The sequence below is a fragment of the Hymenobacter actinosclerus genome, assembly GCF_900111515.1.
GTDB lineage: Bacteria > Bacteroidota > Bacteroidia > Cytophagales > Hymenobacteraceae > Hymenobacter > Hymenobacter actinosclerus.
Genome location: NZ_FOHS01000004.1, coordinates 141,029 through 160,554 on the forward strand (window position 1 = coordinate 141,029; position 19,526 = coordinate 160,554).

Below are 19,526 nucleotides of genomic sequence, written 5' to 3' on the forward strand. Positions count from 1 at the left end.
GCCCGGGCAGCCCGGCAACAGTATCCGGACTATCCGCGCCGAATTACAGCACCACGCTTTCCGGCGGCGCCAGCTGCCGGGCCACCAGCGCCTGGGCCTCGGCCAGGGCAACGGCCGAGGGCTCGTGCAACAGCCGGGTGAGGCCGGGCGTAGCCGCCCGGGGGTTGGCATCCCAAAGGCCCGAATGGTGCCAGGGCTTGAGGTGGTCCCAGTCGGGCCTATCGATAATGGGGTAGAGGCAGACACCCAGCAGCGGCACGCCGGCCGCCAGGGTTTTCACGGCTTCCGCGGCCACCATGCGCAGCCAGGCGGGCCGGTCGATGCCGGGGTGGCTGGTTTCGGTGAGCACCACCGGGCGGTTGTACCGCTCGTAGGCCTCGGCCAGCAGCGAGCTAAGCGGCCGGAAGCGCGGGTCGTTTCTTTCGTTGCCCCAGGGCAGGGTTTTGTAGGGTTCCAGCTGCCATTCGTTGTCGTAGTAGAAGTTGAAGCCCAGCAGGTCGAGGTACTCGGGCCGGCCGCCCAGGTCGGGGCAAAGGCGGCCGGCCAGCATATCCACGCTCTGGAACTGGTTGCGGTGGGCCTCCTGGGCCCGGCGCACTTCGGCCGGCCCGGCCCGGCGGCGCGGCACAATGTTGAGCAGCGGTTCGGTGGTGAGGATGCGCACCGCGGGGTCGGCCTCGCGCAGGGCGGCCACGCCCTCAATGTAGGCCCGCATCAGGCCGCGCTTCACTTCCCAGCCCTGCCCCACGCAGTAGGGTGAGGTGCCGCGCACGTCGCCGCCCAGCCAGCTCATAAAGCTCACCTCGTTGATGGGCGTGATAATAAGCACGTCGTCGGGCCGCTGCTGCCGGTAGAAGTCGATGAAAGCCCGGCACAGGGCCGTGAAGCGGCGGGCGAACAGCGGGTGCAGCGGCGTCAGGTCGTCGGGGTAGCCGAAGTGGCACAGGTCCCAGACCTGCTGAATGCCGTGGCGGCGGCCCGCGTCGAGCAGCACCTGCACGGTGCTCCAGTCGTACTCGTAGGGCCGGCGCTCCACCTGGCTCCAGCGGATGCCCTCGCGCACGGTGCCCAGCTGGTGCTGCCGGATGAGCTCGTAATCGGCGTCGAGCAGCGGCAAATGGCCGGTCAGGCTAAGAAAATCGACCCGGTTGCCGAAGGCGTTAAGCTGGTCGGTACACTCGAAACCGGCCATCCAGAACGAGGCAAACGGCGAATCGGCGGTAGCGGGAAAGAGCATTAAGGGCGCGTTGGTGAAAGAAAAGAGGACGATAAGGCGTCCGGCGGCCGGCGCTTCATCGTCCTCTATACCTGCAAAAACCGCTGGGGGTTAGGGCTGGGCTTGCTAGCGTCGGGCTTAGAAGGGCGGCTTGAACGCGGCCGGAGTAACCGGCTGGCGCTGCTTCTGGGTGATGGATTTGGCCTCGATGAAGATGCGCTGGAACTCCGGATACTTGGCCCGGATGGCGTCCTGGAGCTGGTCGATGGCCACTTCCACCTCCGTGGCCGAAAGCGCGTCGTCGAAGTCGACATCGAGGGCCAGAATAACGTCGGCGGGGCCCAGGTACATGGTGAGGGGCGGGCGCAGATTGTGCACGCCCGGCTGCTGGCGGCCGATGGCCTGCAAGTCGGCCAGCACCACCTCGTTTACACCCTCGCCTACCAGCAGGGTCCGGGTCCGGCTCACCAGAAACACGGCTACCACCATCAGCAGCAGGCCAATAGCCACGGAAGCGGCCCCGTCGAGGAAGGGGTTGTTGAGCATGTGGCCGAAGAACACGCCGGCCAGCGCCAGCACCAGGCCCGCCAGCGCGGCCAGGTTTTCGAGCACCGAGGCGTAGATGGCCGGGTCGTGGCTGGTGCTCAGGATTTTCCAGAAGCTGGTGTTTTTGTCGCTGGTGCCCGCATACAGGGCCTTTATGGCCAGCCAGCTGGCCCAGGTTTCAAAGCAGGCAGCCACGCCCAGCACCACGTAGTTCCAGAGCGGGTCGGTGAGCGGCTCGGGGTGCTCGATGTGCTTGATGCCCTCGTAAAACGACATGCCCCCGCCGATGGCGAAAATCAGCACGGCCACAATCAACCCCCAGAAATACAGCTCCTTGGAGCGCCCGAACGGGTGGCGCGCGTCGGCCGGCTTCCGGCTCTGCCTGATGCCGTAGAGCAGCAGCACGGAGTTGCCGCTGTCGACGAGCGAGTGAATGCCCTCGGAGAGCATGGCCGATGAGCCGGTAAAGAACGCGGCCACAAACTTGCTGACGGCAATGCCCACGTTGGCCGCCAGGCCGCCATATAGAGCTGATTTAGAAGAGCCTCCGGCCATATGCGGTGAGGTGGTGAAGTGGTGAATAGTGAGTTGACGGGCCAGGGCCCTGGCATTCTGAGCTTGCGAAGAACCTATGCAGAAGGCAACATCAAACGGTAGCTTCTGTACAGGTCCTTCGTCCTCGCTTGATGCGCGACATGCTCAGGATGGCAGGCGGGCGAGCGGTGCGCGGTGGTGTGGCGCCCGGCTGCCGGTTCGTACGGGGCGGGCGGGGCCGAAGTTAGCGCCGGGCCCAAACAATCTGCCCGAATCCGGCTTTACCAGCCCTATCTTGCTGCTATGCCCGAACCCGCCGCCGCTACTGCTTCTGCCCCCCTGAGCCGCCGCCTCGGGCTGGTGCAGGCCACCGCCCTCAACATGATCGACATGGTGGGCATCGGGCCCTTCGTGACACTGCCGCTGGTGATGGGCTTTATGGGCCCCAACTTTCTGCTGGCCTGGCTGGTGGGCGCGGCCCTGAGCCTAGCCGACGGCTTTATCTGGAGCGAGCTGGGCGCGGCTCACCCCGAAGCCGGCGGCTCGTACCGCTTCCTCAAGCTGGCCTACGGCGAGCATAAGTGGGGCCGGCTGATGTCGTTTCTGTACGTGTGGCAGACGCTGGTGCAGGCCCCGCTGGTGGTGGCCTCGGGCGCCATTGGCTTCGCGCAGTATTTCGCCTACCTCGTGCCCTTGCCGCAGTGGTGGCAGCCCAAGCTGGTGGCCGGCGTGGTGGTGCTGCTGCTCATAGCCCTGCTCTACCGCCGCATTGAGGCCGTGGGCCGGCTGGGCGTGGCGCTCTGGATAGGGGTGCTGGGGCTGCTGGCCTGGCTGATTTTCGGCGGCCTCACCCACGCCAGCATCCCCGTTAGCTGGCTGCCCGAGGGCGGTATCGGGGCGCTGCCGGGCGTGCTGCTGTCGGTGGCCATGGGGCAGGCCACGGTCAAAACCATCTACTCCTACCTCGGCTACTACAACGTGTGCCATCTGGGCGGCGAGGTGAAGGAGCCCCAGAAGCTGATTCCGCGCAGCATTTTCCTGAGCATCCTGGGCATCATGACGCTGTACCTGCTCATGAACTGGAGCGTGGCCTCGGTTATTCCGTGGCAGGAGGCCCGGCACTCCGAGTTTATCGTGAGCTTGTTCATCGAGAAGCTCTACGGGGCCACGGCCGCCAAAATGGCCACCGCGCTGGTGCTGTGGGTGGCGTTTGCCTCGCTGTTTGCGGTGCTGCTGGGCTACTCGCGCATTCCCTACGCGGCGGCCGCCGACGGTGAGTTTCTGCCCATCTTCGCCAAAACTCATCCCACCAAGCACTTCCCGCACGTGTCGCTGCTGCTGCTCGGGGGCGTGGGCTTCGTGTTCAGTCTATTGTTCCGGCTGGGCGAGGTTATCAGCGCCATTCTGGCCATGCGGATTCTGGTGCAGTTCGTGGGCCAGGCCGTGGGGCTAGTGCTGCTGCGGCGCCGCAACGGCACGGCCCACCTGCCCTTCAAAATGCCGCTGTACCCGCTGCCCGTGGTGGTGGCCGTGGTGGTGTGGCTGTGGGTGCTCGTGAGTACGGGCTGGGTGTTTGTGGTATCGGGGGTAGCCGTTACGGCCGCCGGCGTGGGCGCCTTCCTGCTATGGAGCCGCCAGCTCCGGCGCTGGCCGTTTGAGAAGGTCGGCTAGCCCTGGGGCAGGCTGAGCTGGTCGGGGTTGCGCAAGGTGGAGTAGGCATACACGAAAACCAGCTCGGTAGCGTGCACCTCATAAACCACCGCGTATTGCCGGCTGAGCACGGCCCGGCGCAGCACGCGGTCTGGCGCCAGCCTGAAAGGATATACCGGAAACGCGAGCGGAAAGGGCGCGATGGTGTCGAAGGCAAAATCTGTCAGCCGCTTCACCAGCTCCCGGCCTTCGCGGGCCCCGCGCTGCCCGGCCCATTGCTCCAGCTCCAACAGCGAGTCCAGGAAACCCTGGAGCAATACCAGTTCCCGTCCTCCAACAGTCATAGCCCTAGTTGGCTCAAGCCCTCTTCCCAGGTTAGCCGGGGAGAATTCAACGAATCCTGAATGCGCAGCTGCAATTCGCCCGTTGGCTCATCGGTTCCCAGAGCGTGAAACCGGATGGCATTGCCCTTACGCAACCCTTCCAGAATGGTCAATACCATATCTTCATCTTCGGGAGCAAGCACATCTAGTACAAACGTTTTCATACTCTAAGCTACAAAGAATCCCGCGTTGCCGCTCCGGCCAGCCGCTTCTCGTAGCAGAAGAACCGCAGCCCCGGCCGGAAAGCCAGCGTGATTTCGCCCGCGAACCGGTAGCCCAGCTTGGGGAACAGGCGTTGGGTGGCGGCGTTTTCGGAGTTGGTGTCCACCCGTAGCACCCGCAGGCCCTGCTGCCGGGCCAGGGTTTCGGCCTGGGCCAGCAGCGCGGCCGCTACGCCCCGGCCCTGGGCCGCCGGCGCCACCGCCAGCCGGTGGATTACCAGGGCCGGCTCGGCAAAGTCCCAATCGGCCTGGGCGTACTCGGCATCCTGGTCGTTGTGGGTGAGGGCCGCGAAACCCGCCAGCTGCCCGTCCAGCTCCGCCACCCACAGATGGCCCGCTTTTAGGTCGGCGCGGAACACGGCCTCGTTGGGATAGTCGGCCGACCATTGCTGGTTGCCGGCCGTCTGCATCAACGGCACCACCTGGGCCAGTAGAGCGAGTATGGCCGGCAGGTCGGCGGGGGTGGCGAGGCGGAGGGTCATACGTAATGGTCGTTTTGGCGTGGCGCCTCACCCCCTAGCCCCCTCTCCGAAAAAGGAGAGGGGGGACTAGAAGCTAGTATTTAGTTTAGTTGTGGCTGCTCTGATTCTAGAAAGCTAAAAACTAGTTCCCCCTCTCCTTTTTCGGAGAGGGGGCTAGGGGGTGAGGCGCCACGCCAAAACGATTTCCTTTCCCCTACCCGCGGCGCAACACTTCGGCGGCTTCTTTGGCGAAGTAGGTCAGGATGGCGTCGGCGCCGGCGCGCTTGATGCTGAGCAGCACTTCCAGCATGGTCTTTTCGCCGTCGAGCCAGCCTTGCTGGGCGGCGGCTTTTACCATGGCGTACTCGCCCGATACGTTGTAGGCCGTGACGGGCAGGTTGGTGTGCTGCTTGACGTCCATAATCACGTCGAGGTAGCTCAGGGCGGGCTTTACCATCACCATGTCGGCGCCTTCCTGCTCGTCGAGGGCCAGCTCGCGCAGGGCCTCGCGGCGGTTGGCGGGGTTCATCTGGTAGCTTTTCTTGTCGCCTTTTTTGGGGGCCGAGTCCAGCGCGTCGCGGAAGGGGCCGTAGAAGGCCGAGGCGTACTTGGCCGTGTAGCTCATGATGCTCACGTGCTGGAAGGCGTTCTGGTCGAGCACTTCCCGAATCCAGGCTACGCGGCCGTCCATCATGTCGCTCGGGCCGATAATGTCGGCGCCGGCGCGGGCCTGGGCCAGGGCCATCTGGCCGAGCACTTCCAGCGAGGCGTCGTTGAGAATCTCGCCCGATTCGGCGTCTACCACGCCGTCGTGGCCGTCGGAGGAGTAGGGGTCCATGGCCACGTCGGTCATCAGCACCACCTCCGGAAACTGCCGCCGGATGTCGGCCACCGTCTTCAGGTACAATCCCTCGGGGTTGGCCGACTCGCGGGCCAGCCGGTCCTTCAGCCCGTCGTTGATGCTCGGAAACGGCGCGAACGAGTGGATGCCCAGCTCCACGCAGCGCCCGATTTCATCGATAATCCGGTCGGCCGAATACCGGAAAATACCGGGCATCGACTTGACTTCGACTTGCTGGTTCTGGCCCTCAATAAGAAAGAGCGGAAAGATAAGGTTGTGGGCTGTGAGGCGGGTTTCCTGCACCATGTCGCGGATTACCTGCGACTTGCGGTTGCGGCGCGGACGGTTAGTGGGTACTTGGGGCATGGATAGTTTCGATTGGTAAGACCAGCTAGAACAACGGCCGCAAAGGTAAGGTTGCGCGGGGCGGCAGGGAGAAGCCGCCTACTTGCCTCGCCAGCTGCCGACCCACCAACGTGCCAGAAGTAAATAGCCGGGAACGAAGAGCAGCAAGCCTACAGTCAGCCCAGTTGAACCCCCGATAACTAAGCCGGTTATAATGCCCGCTAGTGCCAGGATATCTCCGCCAATCAAGTAAGCTGTGTCGGATATACCCTTCTCACGGGGTGCTGGTAGCACAGGTTTCGATGGCGAAGGTGGCGTAGCAGGTGCCGCGGCCACTTGGCGGTTCTTCTGCCACGCCAACTCGTGGAAAGGCCAATGCGGGGGCTTGTCCTGGCTGGGTGGAGTGGTGCTGACGGGGAGCGTGGCTGTAGAAGAAGGGGTTGGGAGCAGCAAATAAGGCTTGGTAGCCGAAGCTGCTCCAGAATCGGTGGCTGGAGGCGCCAAGCGGCGGGGCGGGGCCGCCACGACTAATTCCGGGGGCAGTGGCACCGGTACCCGTGCTCCGCGACACCCGCCAACAAGTAGTCCGGCTAGCAGCCACAACATTGGACCCCGCTCCATCCCCTCACATATTGAAGAACTCCTGAAACACCTCCAGCCAGGCCTGCCGGCCGCCAATGCCCAGTACCACAAAGTAGTAGCCCAGCAGCACCAGCGCCGCCCCCACGCCCAGCCCCAGCCAGCCGCCCAGCAGCAAACCGCCCACGATGCCCGCCACCACCAGCGCGCCGCCCAGCACCCAGTGCAGCGTATCGGCGCGGTCGGTGCGGGCGGCCGTTGCCGGCCGGCGGGCCCGCAGCGGCGTCAGTGTCCGAAGTTGGCGCCCGGTCCGCTTTAACTGTGGCGCGGGCCGGGCCAGAGCCGCCACGGCCGCTGGGGGCACTGTGGCGCCAGCCACCGCAGCTACGGGCGGGCTGGTCACCAGCGGAACAGGCGCTGTGGGCAAAGTCGCTGCCGCCGCTACGGGCGCAGCAGCGGCAAGCGTAACCGCTGGTGAGCCAAGCTGCGTTGCCGGCCGAAACGAAAACGCGGCCTGTTCGCTGCGGCAGCCTATGGCCAGCAGCAGCCCGGCCAGCCACCAGCTTCCGCGAAGGATTTTTTGCATGGCCGCAAGATAAAAACAAACCGCGGCGGCCTCCGCCCTCGGAAGCCGCCGCGGCGGTTCAACAGGCTAGCACTGCCAGCCGGCGCCGCCTACCGCCGAAACAGGGCCGCCTCTTCGGCCGGCAGTACCGCGCGGGTGGCCTGCGGGCCCTGCGAATCGTGCAGTAATACCACCGTCCCGGCTGAATCGGTGGGGACGTACTCGGAGGGCTGCGCGGCTACTATGCCGGTTGGCTGGGCCGCCAGGGCCAGGCGGCTGGTCTGGCAGCCGGCCAGCGAAGAAACAGCAACACCAGCGAGCAGCAACAGGCGGAACGAACGCATAACAATACTATTGGGGGAGGAATCGAAACAAAGGTACCGGCCCGCTCAGGCTGCGCGCCGGCTTCTTCGTCCAACCTTTGGTTGTGCACTGCCAGTTCCGGCAAATCGTCGGCGGCGACTTGGCCCACCCGCCGGGTGGCCTGCCCGCCACGACGAACGGCCCGCCAGAGGGCGGGCCGTTCGGTTTTATCAATCCGGGTTCTTTCCGAGGTTAGAAAGCCAGAATTACTTCCTCAATCACGTCGCAGGCCTCGTGGAGCTGCTCCTCATTGATGACCAGCGGCGGGGCGAAGCGGATGATGTCGCCGTGGGTGGGCTTGGCCAGCACGCCGCGCTCCATCAAACTCACGCACACGTCCCAGGCGGTGCGGCCGTCGACGGCGGGCGTAATCACCACGGCGTTCAGCAGGCCCTTGCCGCGCACCAGCTGCACCACTTCGGGGCGCTTGGCCTGCACCTGGCGCATCCGCTCGCGGAATACCTCGCCCAGTGCGCGGGCGTTTTCGGTCAGCTTTTCATCAATCAGCACGTCCAGCGCGGCGCGCATCACCACGGCCGCCAGCGGGTTGCCACCGAACGTAGAGCCGTGCTGGCCGGGCTGAATGGTGAGCATGATTTCGTTGCGGGCCAGCACCGCCGACACCGGCAGCACGCCCCCGCTCAGGGCCTTGCCCAGAATCAGAATATCGGGCTGCACGTCCTCGTAGTACACGGCCAGCAGCTCGCCGGTGCGGCCCAGGCCGGTCTGGATTTCGTCGGCAATAAACAGCACGTTGTGCTCGCGGCACAGCGCGGCGGCCTTGCGCAGGTAGCCTTCCGAGGGCACCATCACGCCGGCCTCGCCCTGGATGGGCTCCACCATGAAGGCGCACACCTGCGGGTCTTGCAGGGCCTCGGCCAGCGAATCGAGGTCGTTGTAGGGCACTACCTCGTAGCCGGGCACGTAGGGGCCGAAGCCGGTGGTCGAGTCGGGGTCGGTGCTGAAGGAGATGATGCCGGTGGTGCGGCCGTGGAAGTTGTGCTCGGCCACCAGAATGCGGGCCTGGTTGGGGGCAATGCCCTTCTCCTGGTAGCCCCACTTGCGGGCCAGCTTGAGGGCGGTTTCCACGGCCTCGGCGCCCGAGTTCATCAGCAGGGCCTTATCATACTTGAACAGCTCGCAGAGCTGCTTTTCGGCCGGGCCGAGCTGGTCGTTGAAAAAGGCGCGGCTCGTGAGCGTGAGGCGCTGGGACTGCTCGGTGAGGGCCCCGATGATGCGCGGGTGGCAGTGGCCCTGGTTCACGGCCGAGTAGGCCGACAGGAAATCGAAGTAGTGCTTGCCCTCCACGTCCCACAAATGCACGCCTTCGCCCCGGCTCAGCACCACGGGCAGCGGGTGGTAGTTGTGGGCCCCGTACTGGTCTTCCAGCGCCATAATTTCCTGGCTGCGGGTCTGGTCGGTGGCGGTTTGGGCGGCGGTAGGGTGGGTGGTGGCGGACATAAGCAGAACGATGTTAAAGGGTGGTATGCCCAAAGTTACGGAAAACCCGCCGAGCCGCCCCGGCTCAGTTTTGCAGCGAGTCGATGAGCTTGCCCACGAAATTGCCCTCCTCGCCACCCTCGGCCGTGGTGATGGTCCAGTCGAGCACCGCCGACTCGGGGAACGAAATGACCTGGCCGGACTGGTACTGCCGCACCAGATTCAGCTCATTGCTGATGCGGCCTTCCACCGTGGCGCCCTGCCACGCCTGCACCCGCACAAAAACCTGTTCGTACTGGCCATCAGCATCGAAGAGGCGGGTAGTCAGGTAGCACACCTGGCCCGCGGGCAGGCCGGCTACGAAGCGTTTTTTGGCCGCGGGCAGCGTCTTGCGGGCCTGCTTCACGGCCGGGGCAATCAGCTTGTTGAACGCCCGTAGCGACTGCTCCGCATCGGTGCCGGTTAGCAGCAGGGGCTGGTCGGTAGGAGCGGCGGCGGGGGCTTGGCCGCGAACCGTGAGGGGCAGGGCCAGGGGCAGCAGAACCAGCAGCAGAGCGCTTGGGCGAAAGGCAGGCATAAAACGGGGCCGGGGAAAGGGCCAAGCGGTGTTGCCCGGCCAGGGCAAGATACATTGGCAGGCCGTACCTTTGATTTATGCAAGCTATTCATCATCCGGACGCGCCCGCCGCCGTGGGGCCCTACGCCCAGGCTATCGAGGCCAACGGTTTCGTGTTCTGCTCGGGCCAGACGCCCATAGTACCCGCCTCGGGCAAAGTGGAAGCCCTGACCATCGAAGACCAGACCCGCCAGGTGCTGGCCAACCTGGCCACCGTGCTGTCGGCCCGCGGCCTGGGCTTGGCCGATATCGTAAAAACGACGGTTTTTATGAAGAACTTCGCCGATTTCCAGCGCATGAACGGCGTGTACGCCGAGCAGTTCGGTGCGCACCGCCCGGCCCGCAGCACTGTGGAGGTGTCGCGGCTGCCGCTCGATGCGCTGGTGGAAATTGAGTGCGTGGCCCTGCTGCCACCGGCCGGCCAATGAGCGCCGCCCGCCTGGCCGCGTTCCTGACCAAGCCCCTGCTGCCCGGCGACTTTTACCTCACGCCCGAGGGCTACATGGTGTTCACCGAGCAGTACCACCGCCGCCGGGGCTTCTGCTGCGGCAACGGCTGCCGGCACTGCCCCTGGCAGGGCGCGAAGGGCGAAAAGGCGGGCCCGAACAAGAAATCCGGCGGCTAATCCGCTATTTTTCAGGCCGCGGGTTTTGTTCCTGCCGGAATATTCCGATCTTTGCGGCCCTGTTTTTCCGAATTGAAACCACTAAGTTCCTGATATCATGGCCCGAGTTTGTGATCTGACCGGCAAGCGTACCCGCGTAGGCAACAACGTTTCGCACGCCAACAACAAAACCAAGCGCAAGTTCTACCCGAACCTGCAAAAGAAGCGTTTCTACATCCCCGAGCAGGATGCCTGGGTTACCCTGAAAGTAGCTACCAGCACCATCCGCACCATCAACAAGAACGGCATCATGGCCGTCCTCAAGAAGGCCAAGGAGCAGGGCTTCATCACCTACTAGCTTTCCTGTTTCTCTGCACAGAGAAATAAGCTGACTGGTTAGCACAAAGCTTCCGCGGCGGGTCCCGATTGACTTTCAATCCGGCCCCGCCGCGGAAGCTTTGTGTCGTTGCGGGTAGAAGGTTGCCGCCAGTTGCCGGCCCGGCCCGGGCGGTTGCGGGCTGGCCGGGCCGCCCGGGCTTGTCCAATCGGGCCGAAACCGTAACTTCCGGCCCCGCTGCCGCACTGGGCGTCGGCGGCTTGTCTGCTCCTTGGCCCTTATGCCCGCTATCTGCTTTCCTTCGCGTTTGAAGCCGCTGTGCCTGGCGGCCGGTTTGCTGCTGGCCGCCGGCCCGGCTTTCGCCCAGTCAGCCCCGGCGGTTAGCGCCGCGCCAGCCGCCGGGGGCCTCAGTCCGGCCTTCCATAAGCAGCGGCGTGAGCTGCTGCGGCAGGCGCTGCCGCCGGGCGCCGTGGCCGTGCTGTTTGCCGCGCCCGTGCGCAACCGCGCCAACGACGTCGACTACATCTACCACCAGAACCCCGACTTCTACTACCTCACCGGCTACCAGGAGCCCGAGGCGGTGCTGGTGCTGTTCAAAGAGCCGCAAACCGTGAGCGGCCAGCCGGGCATTACCGAGGCCCTGTTCGTGCAGCCCCGCGACCCCCGGCGCGAGCAGTGGACCGGCCGCCGCTTGGGCGCCGAGGGCGCGAAAAAGCAGCTGCAACTCCAGTTCGCGGCCGACAACCAGGAGTTCGCCAAAGCCGGCATCAAGTGGGCCGGTTTCAGCAGCGTGCAGTTTCTGGACCTGCCCGCCGATGTGCGCGACAACCCCGCCGACCCGGCCGACCTGTTCGACCTGGTAGCCACGTTCCGCCAGCAGGCCGCCGTGCCGGCCGATTTCAACCCCCGGCAGGAGGCCCTCTACCAAGCCATGCAACAGGGCGCTGCCAGCCCCGACCGGCTGAAGCCTTACCTGGAAAACCTGAGCCGGCAGCAGCCCACCGTCGCGCAGGACGCCTACGTGCAGCGCTACCTGAAAGCCACCACTGAGGCCGAGCAGCGGCAGGCGCTGGCCGCCCGGTCCGTGCCGCGCTTCACGGCCCAGGCCCTCAACGGGGCCCTCAGCGAGCTGCGGGCCGTGAAAACACCCGAGGAGCTGGCCCTGCTCCGGCGGGCCGTGCGCATCAGCGCCGTGGGGCAGCAGGAGGTGATGAAGGCGGCCCACGCCGGCCTGGGCGAGCGGGAGTTGCAGGGCATCCACGAGTTTGTGTACCGCAAGTACGACGCCGAGTTCGAGGGCTACCCCAGCATTGTGGGCGCCGGCGCCAACGGCTGCATTCTGCACTACGAAACCAACAACAAGCCCCTGGTGGGCAACGAGTTGGTACTCATGGACTGCGGCGCCGAGTACCGCGGCTACTCGGCCGACGTGACGCGCACCATTCCGCCCAGCGGCAAGTTCAGCCCCGCCCAGCGCCAGATTTACGAGCTGGTGCTGGCCGCCCAGGACGCCGGTTTCGCCGCCACCAAGCCCGGCGCGCCCTTCCAGGCCCCCGACCAGGCCGCCCGGAAAGTGGTAACCGAAGGCCTGCTCAAGCTCGGCATTATCAAGCAGGCCGAGGAAGCCCGCCGCTACTTCCCGCACGGCACCAGCCACTACCTGGGCCTCGATGTGCACGACCGGGGCAGCTACGGCCCGCTGGCGGCCGGCAACGTCATAACCGTCGAGCCCGGCATCTACATCCCCGAGGGCAGCCCCTGCGACCCGAAGTGGTGGAACATCGGCGTGCGCATCGAAGACGACCTGCTCATCACGCCCACCGGCTACGAAAACCTCTCGCGCGAAGCCCCCCGCACCGTGGCCGACATCGAGGCACTAATGGCCCAGCCGAGTGCTTTGGACGGATTTAAGCTGCCCAAGCTATAAGCTCCCGAAGCGGCTAAAAGCTTCGGGAAGGCCGCTGCCATGCCCGCTACTCGCCGCGCAGTTGGGCAGCGTACTGCTCGGGCAGCAGGCGCAGCTTGCGGGTGTTGTAGTCGAAGCAGAGCATGCCGGTTTTGGCCCGGGCAATTTCGCGGCCGGTGGTGGTGGCCACGGCGTACACCAGGTCGAAGCCGTACTTGCTGAGGTCGTCGGCGGCCATCTGGATGCGCAGCACGTCGCCGTGAAAGCCTTCGCCCTTGTACTCGATGGCCACGTCGGCCATGATGTGGCCCAGGCCGGTAGCGGCGTCGAATTCAGGCTGGCCGAGGTGGGCCAGGAACTGCACCCGGGCCTCGTGCAGCAAGCTCAGCAGCGCGTCGTTGCCGAGGTGGGCGCCGTAGTTGAGGTCGGTGATGCGGATGGGCAGCTCGACGGTGAACAGGAATTTTTCGGGCAGATGGACCTTGACGCGGGGCATGGGTTTTGGTGCTTGGTTGTTGCAGTGCTTGGTTTACGGTAAAGGAACGTCATTCTGAGCGAAGGCGCAGCCGCAGCCGAAGAATCTCGCGGGCCAAAGTAATCCTGACTTTAGGAGTTAGTGCAGTTTTTGAATTCGTGGAACGGGCTGTAGAGACGCGACCCATCGCGTCTCCGCGTTGAACGACCCGCCCAGCGCGGCCTCAGCAACATCAGCAACGCCGAGACGCGATGGGTCGCGTCTCTACAGCCCGTTCAGCAACCTGAAATTTGCTTTAGCATTGCCCGCGAGATTCTTCGGCTCCGGCTGCGCCTTCGCTCAGAATGACGTTCCTTTATCTTCTCCACAATCATCAACCACCAATCCCATGCACCCCGACGTGCAACTCCGCGCCACCGCCGACGGCTCCGGCACGCTCTACGTGCCCGCTCTCGATGAGCACTACCACAGCACCCACGGGGCCGTGCAGGAAGCCCGCCACGTGTACCTGGGAGCCGGTCTGGAGCCGGCGCTGGCCGCGGCCACCGGCCCGGTGTGCGTGCTGGAAGTGGGTTTCGGCACCGGCCTGAACGCGCTGCTGACGCTGGAGCGCAGCCGCACGGCCCCGGTGCCCATCGCCTACGATACCGTGGAAAAACACCCGCTGCCCTGGGAGCTGGTGCGCGAGCTGGCCACGGCTCCCGAGTTGCAGGTGCCGCCGCTACCCGCGTTTCGGCAGCAGCTGCACGAGGCGGTTTGGGAGCAGCCGGTGGTTCTGGCGCCCACGTTCACGCTGCGCAAACTGGCCGGCGAGTTGCAGCACTTGGCGCTGGAAGCCGCGGCCTACCAGGTTATCTACTTCGATGCCTTCGCCCCCGACAAGCAGCCCGACATGTGGACCGACGCCGTGTTCGGGCAGCTGTACGCAGCCGCCGCGCCGGGCGGCTGCCTGGTAAGCTACTGCGCTAAAGGCAGTTTCAAGCGCAGCCTGCGGGCCACGGGCTGGCAGGTGGAGGCCATCCCCGGCCCGCCCGGCAAGCGCGAGATGACGCGGGCGTGGAAGCGGTAGAGCGCATTCTACTTAATCACCGGTCCTATCAAATCGGGTGGCATAAACTTCTCGCCCTTCAAGGCCAGCAGTAGCTTTTGTAGTGCCTGCTCGTTACTTAATTTATCTGTATAGGGCACAATAAAGACATTTTGTGCCCCTGCATGCTCTGCTGAATCACGCAACGCTCTTTTCTCTACCTCGCACATACCGTCGCCCAAATCCACTGCGTACTGCACGAGAAAATCATAGGCTGGCTTGAGCCAGCGCGAACCTGAATCTGTTACTTCTTCAGCCACCGTTTTCAGATGCTCTTCAGCCGCATGAAAATCGGCAATGAGCATTCTGTCAATGGAGAATTTACGATTGGATTCGCGATAAATTGTCCGGTTCTTCAGCAAGTCCGTTACCTCCATCGCGTTGGCATGCACTCGCACGTACAGCTTCTCTCTGGAAAAAAGAATGAAAGACATCTGTTTTGAATTTCTGAGTGGATTTCACCTTCTCGGCGACGTTGTAAAGCGAAGATAGTAGCCCGAATTCCAGGTTCTTTTTGATGAATTAAACTGGAGCTATAATCTCGTCGTTGCGGCCAATGCGCAACGTAATCAGCATGTAAGTCGGCCTACTCTGCGTAAGTTGCCGCCCTTATGAGTCGAAAGTTACTGGAAACCGACGGGCCGGAGTGGGTGCGGCGGGGCGTGATAAGCGAGGCGCAGCACGAACAGCTGCTGGCCCTGTACCCTGCGGAGGCCAACGCCATCGGGCTGCTGCCGCTGCTGGGCTCGCTGCTGGTGCTGCTGAGCGCGCTGAGCGTGGTGGCGGCCAACTGGCAGCGTCTGCCCGAGCTGCTGCGGCTGGGGCTGCTGCTGGCTACGCTGGTAGCCGCCTACGCGGGCGGCGAGTACTTCCGGCGGCGCGGCAACACCAACCTGGGCATGGGCCTGGTGGCCTTGGGCCTCGTGGTCTTCGGGGCCAGCATCGTGCTCACCAGCCAGCTCTACCAGCTCATCGGCTACGACCTGACCGGGCTGGTGGCCTGGGCCGTGGCCGGCATGGGCCTGACGTGGCTTTACCGCAGCCGACTGCTGTTTCTGCTCACCGTCGTCATCAGCGGCATCGTGCAGGGCTACAACACCGGGCAGCTCGGCGCTTTTAGCTACCTCACGGCCGCCGGCACGGCGCTGGGGCTGGGCCTGTACTGGTGGCGCCGGCCCGATGCGCTGCTGGGCGGCGTGCTGGCCGGCGGCCTGCTCTGGCAGGCGGCGTTGTTGATAAACCACCTGCACGTCAAAATCACCTGGTTCTTCATCCCGGCTATGCTCGTGTACGCCCTCGGCGACTGGCAGGCCGACCGCCCCGCCGGCCGGGCCCTGCAAGGTCCGCCGCTGGCCGCCGCCTTTTTGTTCACGCTGGGGCTGGCTTTGTTTGGCGAGTCTGATTTCTACGCCGGGCAGCTGCGGGCGGCGCTGCTGCCCTACCTGGCGGCGCTGGGGACCGTGCTGGCGTTGTCGCTGGTGGGCAAGCAGCGCCGCGGCCGCCTCAGCGGCGCCACCGACTGGCTGCTGCTGCTGCCGGGCTTCTACTTCACGGGCGGGCTGCCGCTGGCTATTGCTACGCTGGTGGTGCTCTACGCCTACTCGGGCAGCGTGCTGCTGCGCGCCCATCAGGAGCAAAACCCCGACCGCGTAACGCTGGGCACGGTGCTGTTCGTGCTGACTACCGCCGTGGCCTACTTCAAGCTGACCTGGGGCTTCTTCGATAAGTCGTTGTTTTTTCTGCTGGGCGGACTGCTGCTGCTGGGCCTGAGCTGGTGGCTGCAACGGCGCGCCGCCCGCACCCTGGCCGCCGCCAACGCGGCTACTGCCACTGCCGCCTCCGCCGCCCCTAAGCCATGACCGAGCCGCTGTATTCTCCCCTGAGTCCGGCGCCGGCCGCCGCGCCGGCCCTGCCCGTCCACCATCGCCGCTGGCTGCTGTGGCTGGTGGCGGCGCAGGTGCTGTTCGTGCTGGGCGTGGCCGCGGCCGGCTACGCCACTGCCGCGCTGGGCCGCAATATCACGCTGAAAACCGAGCCCGTCGACCCGCGCGATTTGCTCTACGGCGACCATCTGCGCCTGCGCTACCAGATAAGCGAGCTGCCCGGCAGCCTGTGGCGCGGTGCCCAACAGCCCCGCCGCAAAGACGCCGCCTACGTGCTGCTCGAACCCCGGCCCGCCGGCACCGCCGACTACATGGCCGTGGGCATCTACCCCGCCGCCCCCGCCACCACCGGCCCGCAGGTAGTGCTACGTGGCTCGGTGCAGGATGTGTGGCGCCGCGGCCTGCGCCTGCGCTACGGCCTGGAGCGCTACTACGTGCCCGAAACCATGACCCGCCAGCTGCGCCACCGCCGCCGCCTGCGCGTGCAAATCAGCATCGCCCCCTGGGGCCAGGCCCGCATCACCAGCGTCGATACGCTGAGCGTGCGGTGAATGAGTGACTCGGTGAATGAGTGAATGAGGTGCTGTCATCCTGAGCGGAGCGCATCAAGTGGCGACGAAGGACCTTATCACGCAAGTACAAATCGTCAGTATGGTCGTTCCAGCGTGATAAGGTCCTTCGTTGCCGCTTGATGCGCGGAATGCTCAGGATGACAGGTAGTACTGTTACCGCGCTGCCAACAGCTGCTTTTCGGCTGCGGTCAAATCAACCAGGGCGTATTTGCGCTGGCCGGTGATGTTCATTTCGTCCAGCACGTCCACCAGGTTCTGGTAGCTGGCCTGGTTGCCGGGCTTGATGAGGACCACGCCGCCGGGCTGCTGCTGAAACCGGAGCAGCACCTGGCGCAGGCCGTCGGCGGCCAGGGTGGTGCGGTGCAGCTGGTCGGAGGCCGGGCCGGGGTTGAGGCCGAAGAAGTAGCGCACCTCGCTGTTCTGGCCCAGCAGCAGCGTCAGGGCCTTTTTCGGGTCGACCGGGCTTTCCGGGCCCGGCGTGGGCATGGCCAGTTCCATCACGCTGGGCTTGTTGAAAGTGGTGGTGAGCATGAAGAACGTCAGCAGCAGAAAGGCCAAATCCACCATCGGCGTCATGTCGGGGTGGAAGGCGCGTTTGGTGGCGCGGGGCTTGCCGGATTTGGGGGCGGCGGTAGGTTGGATGCTGGCCATGCTGACGGGGGGGTAGTGGAACATAGCCCTTCAACGATGCCCCGGGGCGCGGTATTGTGCGGGGCCGGTTTCCCGCAGAGGCGCGCGGAGAGTTTCGCGGAGGTTCGCAGAGCCGTTCTACTGCTCAAACCGCCACAGCCGTTCCGGTGTGAGGCAGGCGTGTAGGCGTACGTCGCCGGGCCAGGCGTCGGCAATGCGCGGCACGGGCGGCTCCAGGCCCACCCCGATGCGCAGCGTGTCGGGGCGGCACTCGCGCAAAAACTGGTCGTAGAAGCCCTTGCCGTAGCCCACGCGGTGGCCGGTTTCGTCGAAGGCCAGCAGCGGCACCAGCACCGCATCCAGAATTTCGGGAGCCACTTGCGGCGCATCAGCGGCGGGCTCCGGGATGCCCCAGCGGCTGGATGTCAGCGGCGTATCGGGTGCTAGGGCATAATGGCACAGGGTGCGGCCGTCGGGCTGCACTACCGGTACGGCCAGCTGCAGGTGCGGGTGCTCGGCCCATAGCCGCCGGATGAGCGGCCAGGTGTCGGGCTCGTGCTGGCGGGCAATGGGCAGAAACACGTGCAGCCCGCGCCACTGCGCCACCGGAAATTCGGCCAGCAGCTGCGGCCACAACGCGGCGCTGCGGCGGGCTACCTCGGCTTCGGGCAGGGCGCGGCGGCGGGCCAGGGCCTGGCGGCGGAGGTCTTGTTTGATCACTGATTTTCGCTGCTTTCTTGGCTGATTAGGCTGGTTAGGCTGGTTCTTTCGAGCCTTCACAGTTAAGGTTAGTCGAGAGCAGTTACGTAGAAACTTGCTCGTGGCTGCATGCCCGCCAGGAACGCTCCGGCAGAAGCGCGTTCCCACGCGGCCTGACTGGTAGGGCGCATATAGAGCTCGTTGTTGCGGTAGCCCACACTGGCCGAAAAGGCCAGGCCGGCAGCAACCTTGCCGGCATCGGCCCCACCAATCCACTCCAATGCCAGAAAGAAATCCTCATCTAGCACTAGCTGGTCAGTTGTTAAGTCAATAGAAACTGGCCCTGTCGTTTGGCTGGTAGTTACAATAAGGTCGCGTTGCAGTAGCTTCTCTGACGAAGGGCGACCATTGGGCAGCAACCGGTACAGGTTCACTCGAAATGTGAGGGAGCCAACCCGGTTGTAAGCCATATTAAAGTTGGCGCTAAGCACTTTGGTGGGCTTATGCCGGAGGTTGATAACCGTTCCGATTTCTGCCCCTTTGTCTGTCGCTTCCAGCGTTATTGTAGACGACTGGGAGTTGCCGGTATTACCTAACGTACTGCTGCGCTTGAACAGACCCGGAGCTTGCACCCGCACATCGGCCAACGCTACGGCGGCGGGCGTGAGGAGTATGTGGGGGCTGGCTGCCAACTCCCGCAGCAGCACCCAACGCGGCGTGTAACCGATGCTCGACAGGCGTACCGTATCGGTTGGGGTGGCGCCGGTGTAGGTGAGCTGATAACGGCCTTGCTCGTCGGCTACTGTCCCTACGGTTTTGCCCGGAATCCCGATGTTCACGTAGGGTACTGGCTGGGCCGTACCGGCCTCCGTAACAGTACCCGTCAGGGTTTGGGCCTGCGCCACCGACGCGAAGGCCAGTAGCAGCAAAAGGAGTCCAATGGTTTTGAATGGGCTGCTTATGTACATCAGCAGGTAGAGAAAAAGGTTCTTCTCGCGGATACCAAAACCAGCCAAGGGGTTGCCCTAAGCTGCTTTTAAACCAGCCAACTGAGCCGTCAGCGTTTCTAGCCGTTCTTTCCAGAAAGCAACCGCTTCGGAGTTGCCGACGGATTTTTGTTCCTGCTGCTCTTTTGGCAGAGTCCAAAACCGCGACCAGTTAGCGCGCCGGTCCGCATCGGCTTCGCGCCTGGTTTGGGGCTCGCAGCGGGTTAGCCAAAAATGCTGCTCCGCTACGTAATCCGCCAGCTTGATTTCCAGATAAGTAATCAAAGCCGGCTTATCGGCCGGCACATAACCTGGGCCGCTACAACCGCAGGAGTGGTACGTAATGCCCACCGAATACAGGTCGCGCAGATGTCGCCAAGCCTTGGTATCGTCCTTGGGCGGCGACTTAAAGTCCTTGCCCATATCGGCCATCAGGCCCTGGCACTCCGGGCATGTAGCCGGCGTGGAGTCAGCCATTACCTTGTTACGGTCGATATCGCGCAGCACCCGTCGCTTGAATGTCTTGCGGCACGCGAAGCAGGCGTAATGGTCTTTGTAAGTGATTTGACCGTAGCGGCACATAAACA

Annotated in this window: 24 protein-coding genes; 8 read left to right on the forward strand and 16 right to left on the reverse strand. The window is 64.5% G+C overall.

Annotation, left to right across the window (positions count from 1 at the left end; translation table 11 throughout):
- Positions 1-43: 43 nt before the first annotated feature.
- Together BMY67_RS15320 and BMY67_RS15325 are read right to left on the reverse strand one after the other, a co-directional pair.
- Positions 44-1,237: an amine oxidase gene (locus BMY67_RS15320; RefSeq protein ID WP_092773190.1), complete on the reverse strand. Its 1,194-nt coding sequence runs from the start codon at positions 1,235-1,237 to the stop codon at positions 44-46.
- A 117-nt stretch (positions 1,238-1,354) separates the two neighbouring features.
- A complete protein-coding gene (locus BMY67_RS15325) occupies positions 1,355-2,317 on the reverse strand; it encodes a cation diffusion facilitator family transporter (protein ID WP_092773192.1) in 963 nt (320 codons plus the stop codon).
- A 282-nt stretch (positions 2,318-2,599) separates the two neighbouring features.
- Between BMY67_RS15325 and BMY67_RS15330 the strand changes: the two genes are divergently transcribed.
- Entirely contained in the window at positions 2,600-3,967 is a 1,368-nt protein-coding gene (locus BMY67_RS15330) for an APC family permease (RefSeq protein WP_092773194.1), read from the forward strand.
- Here the strand turns inward: BMY67_RS15330 and BMY67_RS15335 are convergent.
- From BMY67_RS15335 to BMY67_RS15370, 8 genes are all read right to left on the reverse strand, one after another.
- The gene (locus BMY67_RS15335) at positions 3,964-4,290 is read right to left on the reverse strand and encodes a hypothetical protein (RefSeq protein ID WP_143069855.1); all 327 of its coding nucleotides are present in this window, start codon (positions 4,288-4,290) and stop codon (positions 3,964-3,966) included. The genes BMY67_RS15330 and BMY67_RS15335 overlap by 4 nt on opposite strands.
- Positions 4,287-4,493 carry a hypothetical protein gene (locus BMY67_RS15340; RefSeq protein WP_092773198.1) on the reverse strand — a complete coding sequence of 69 codons (207 nt, stop codon included), beginning with the start codon at positions 4,491-4,493 and terminating at the stop codon, positions 4,287-4,289. The genes BMY67_RS15335 and BMY67_RS15340 overlap by 4 nt, the downstream gene beginning before the upstream one ends.
- Positions 4,494-4,501: 8 nt before the next feature.
- Complete coding sequence (locus BMY67_RS15345; RefSeq protein WP_092773200.1) at positions 4,502-5,032, reverse strand: GNAT family N-acetyltransferase; 531 nt, start codon at positions 5,030-5,032, stop codon at positions 4,502-4,504.
- Positions 5,033-5,225: 193 nt separating this feature from the next.
- Positions 5,226-6,218, reverse strand: coding sequence for a porphobilinogen synthase (gene hemB, locus BMY67_RS15350; RefSeq protein ID WP_092773202.1), 993 nt, complete (start codon positions 6,216-6,218; stop codon positions 5,226-5,228).
- Between the two features lie 604 nt (positions 6,219-6,822).
- Complete coding sequence (locus tag BMY67_RS15355) at positions 6,823-7,362, reverse strand: hypothetical protein (RefSeq protein WP_092773204.1); 540 nt, start codon at positions 7,360-7,362, stop codon at positions 6,823-6,825.
- Between the two features lie 89 nt (positions 7,363-7,451).
- Positions 7,452-7,685 (reverse strand): hypothetical protein, encoded by a 234-nt coding sequence (locus tag BMY67_RS15360; protein ID WP_092773206.1) that lies wholly within the window; start codon positions 7,683-7,685, stop codon positions 7,452-7,454.
- A 211-nt stretch (positions 7,686-7,896) separates the two neighbouring features.
- The gene (gene rocD / locus BMY67_RS15365) at positions 7,897-9,165 is read right to left on the reverse strand and encodes an ornithine--oxo-acid transaminase (RefSeq protein ID WP_092773208.1); all 1,269 of its coding nucleotides are present in this window, start codon (positions 9,163-9,165) and stop codon (positions 7,897-7,899) included.
- 64 nt (positions 9,166-9,229) lie between these two features.
- Positions 9,230-9,721 (reverse strand): DUF2314 domain-containing protein, encoded by a 492-nt coding sequence (locus tag BMY67_RS15370; RefSeq protein ID WP_143069856.1) that lies wholly within the window; start codon positions 9,719-9,721, stop codon positions 9,230-9,232.
- A gap of 77 nt (positions 9,722-9,798) precedes the next feature.
- On the opposite strand from BMY67_RS15370, the gene BMY67_RS15375 reads away from it, so the two are divergent.
- The 4 genes from BMY67_RS15375 (at position 9,799) to BMY67_RS15390 (ending at position 12,628) form a co-directional block, all read left to right on the forward strand.
- Positions 9,799-10,188, forward strand: coding sequence for a Rid family detoxifying hydrolase (locus BMY67_RS15375; RefSeq protein WP_092773212.1), 390 nt, complete (start codon positions 9,799-9,801; stop codon positions 10,186-10,188).
- The gene (locus BMY67_RS15380) at positions 10,185-10,385 is read left to right on the forward strand and encodes a C1orf53 family protein (protein WP_092773214.1); all 201 of its coding nucleotides are present in this window, start codon (positions 10,185-10,187) and stop codon (positions 10,383-10,385) included. The genes BMY67_RS15375 and BMY67_RS15380 overlap by 4 nt, the downstream gene beginning before the upstream one ends.
- A 97-nt stretch (positions 10,386-10,482) precedes the next feature.
- Complete coding sequence (gene rpmB / locus BMY67_RS15385; RefSeq protein WP_019946872.1) at positions 10,483-10,722, forward strand: 50S ribosomal protein L28; 240 nt, start codon at positions 10,483-10,485, stop codon at positions 10,720-10,722.
- Between the two features lie 286 nt (positions 10,723-11,008).
- Positions 11,009-12,628 carry an aminopeptidase P family protein gene (locus BMY67_RS15390; RefSeq protein ID WP_092773216.1) on the forward strand — a complete coding sequence of 540 codons (1,620 nt, stop codon included), beginning with the start codon at positions 11,009-11,011 and terminating at the stop codon, positions 12,626-12,628.
- Positions 12,629-12,674: 46 nt separating this feature from the next.
- On the opposite strand, the gene BMY67_RS15395 is transcribed toward BMY67_RS15390, so the two are convergent.
- Complete coding sequence (locus BMY67_RS15395) at positions 12,675-13,103, reverse strand: thioesterase family protein (protein ID WP_092773218.1); 429 nt, start codon at positions 13,101-13,103, stop codon at positions 12,675-12,677.
- Positions 13,104-13,470: 367 nt separating this feature from the next.
- On the opposite strand from BMY67_RS15395, the gene mnmD reads away from it, so the two are divergent.
- Entirely contained in the window at positions 13,471-14,151 is a 681-nt protein-coding gene (mnmD, locus tag BMY67_RS15400) for a tRNA (5-methylaminomethyl-2-thiouridine)(34)-methyltransferase MnmC2 (RefSeq protein WP_092773220.1), read from the forward strand.
- 8 nt (positions 14,152-14,159) lie between these two features.
- On the opposite strand, the gene BMY67_RS15405 is transcribed toward mnmD, so the two are convergent.
- Complete coding sequence (locus tag BMY67_RS15405) at positions 14,160-14,603, reverse strand: rod shape-determining protein (RefSeq protein ID WP_092773222.1); 444 nt, start codon at positions 14,601-14,603, stop codon at positions 14,160-14,162.
- 177 nt (positions 14,604-14,780) lie between these two features.
- Between BMY67_RS15405 and BMY67_RS15410 the strand changes: the two genes are divergently transcribed.
- On the forward strand, positions 14,781-16,028 hold the full coding sequence (locus BMY67_RS15410; protein ID WP_092773224.1) for a DUF2157 domain-containing protein: 1,248 nt from the start codon (positions 14,781-14,783) through the stop codon (positions 16,026-16,028).
- Positions 16,025-16,603 carry a GDYXXLXY domain-containing protein gene (locus BMY67_RS15415; RefSeq protein ID WP_092773226.1) on the forward strand — a complete coding sequence of 193 codons (579 nt, stop codon included), beginning with the start codon at positions 16,025-16,027 and terminating at the stop codon, positions 16,601-16,603. Before BMY67_RS15410 ends, BMY67_RS15415 begins: the two co-directional genes overlap by 4 nt.
- 174 nt (positions 16,604-16,777) lie before the next feature.
- On the opposite strand, the gene BMY67_RS15420 is transcribed toward BMY67_RS15415, so the two are convergent.
- From BMY67_RS15420 to BMY67_RS15435, 4 genes are all read right to left on the reverse strand, one after another.
- Entirely contained in the window at positions 16,778-17,275 is a 498-nt protein-coding gene (locus BMY67_RS15420; RefSeq protein WP_177189861.1) for an ExbD/TolR family protein, read from the reverse strand.
- A gap of 117 nt (positions 17,276-17,392) precedes the next feature.
- Entirely contained in the window at positions 17,393-17,974 is a 582-nt protein-coding gene (locus BMY67_RS15425; protein ID WP_092773230.1) for a 5-formyltetrahydrofolate cyclo-ligase, read from the reverse strand.
- 68 nt (positions 17,975-18,042) lie between these two features.
- Positions 18,043-18,921, reverse strand: coding sequence for a carboxypeptidase-like regulatory domain-containing protein (locus tag BMY67_RS15430; RefSeq protein WP_177189862.1), 879 nt, complete (start codon positions 18,919-18,921; stop codon positions 18,043-18,045).
- Between the two features lie 57 nt (positions 18,922-18,978).
- Positions 18,979-19,521, reverse strand: coding sequence for an FmdB family zinc ribbon protein (locus tag BMY67_RS15435; protein WP_092773234.1), 543 nt, complete (start codon positions 19,519-19,521; stop codon positions 18,979-18,981).
- Positions 19,522-19,526 lie beyond the last annotated feature (5 nt).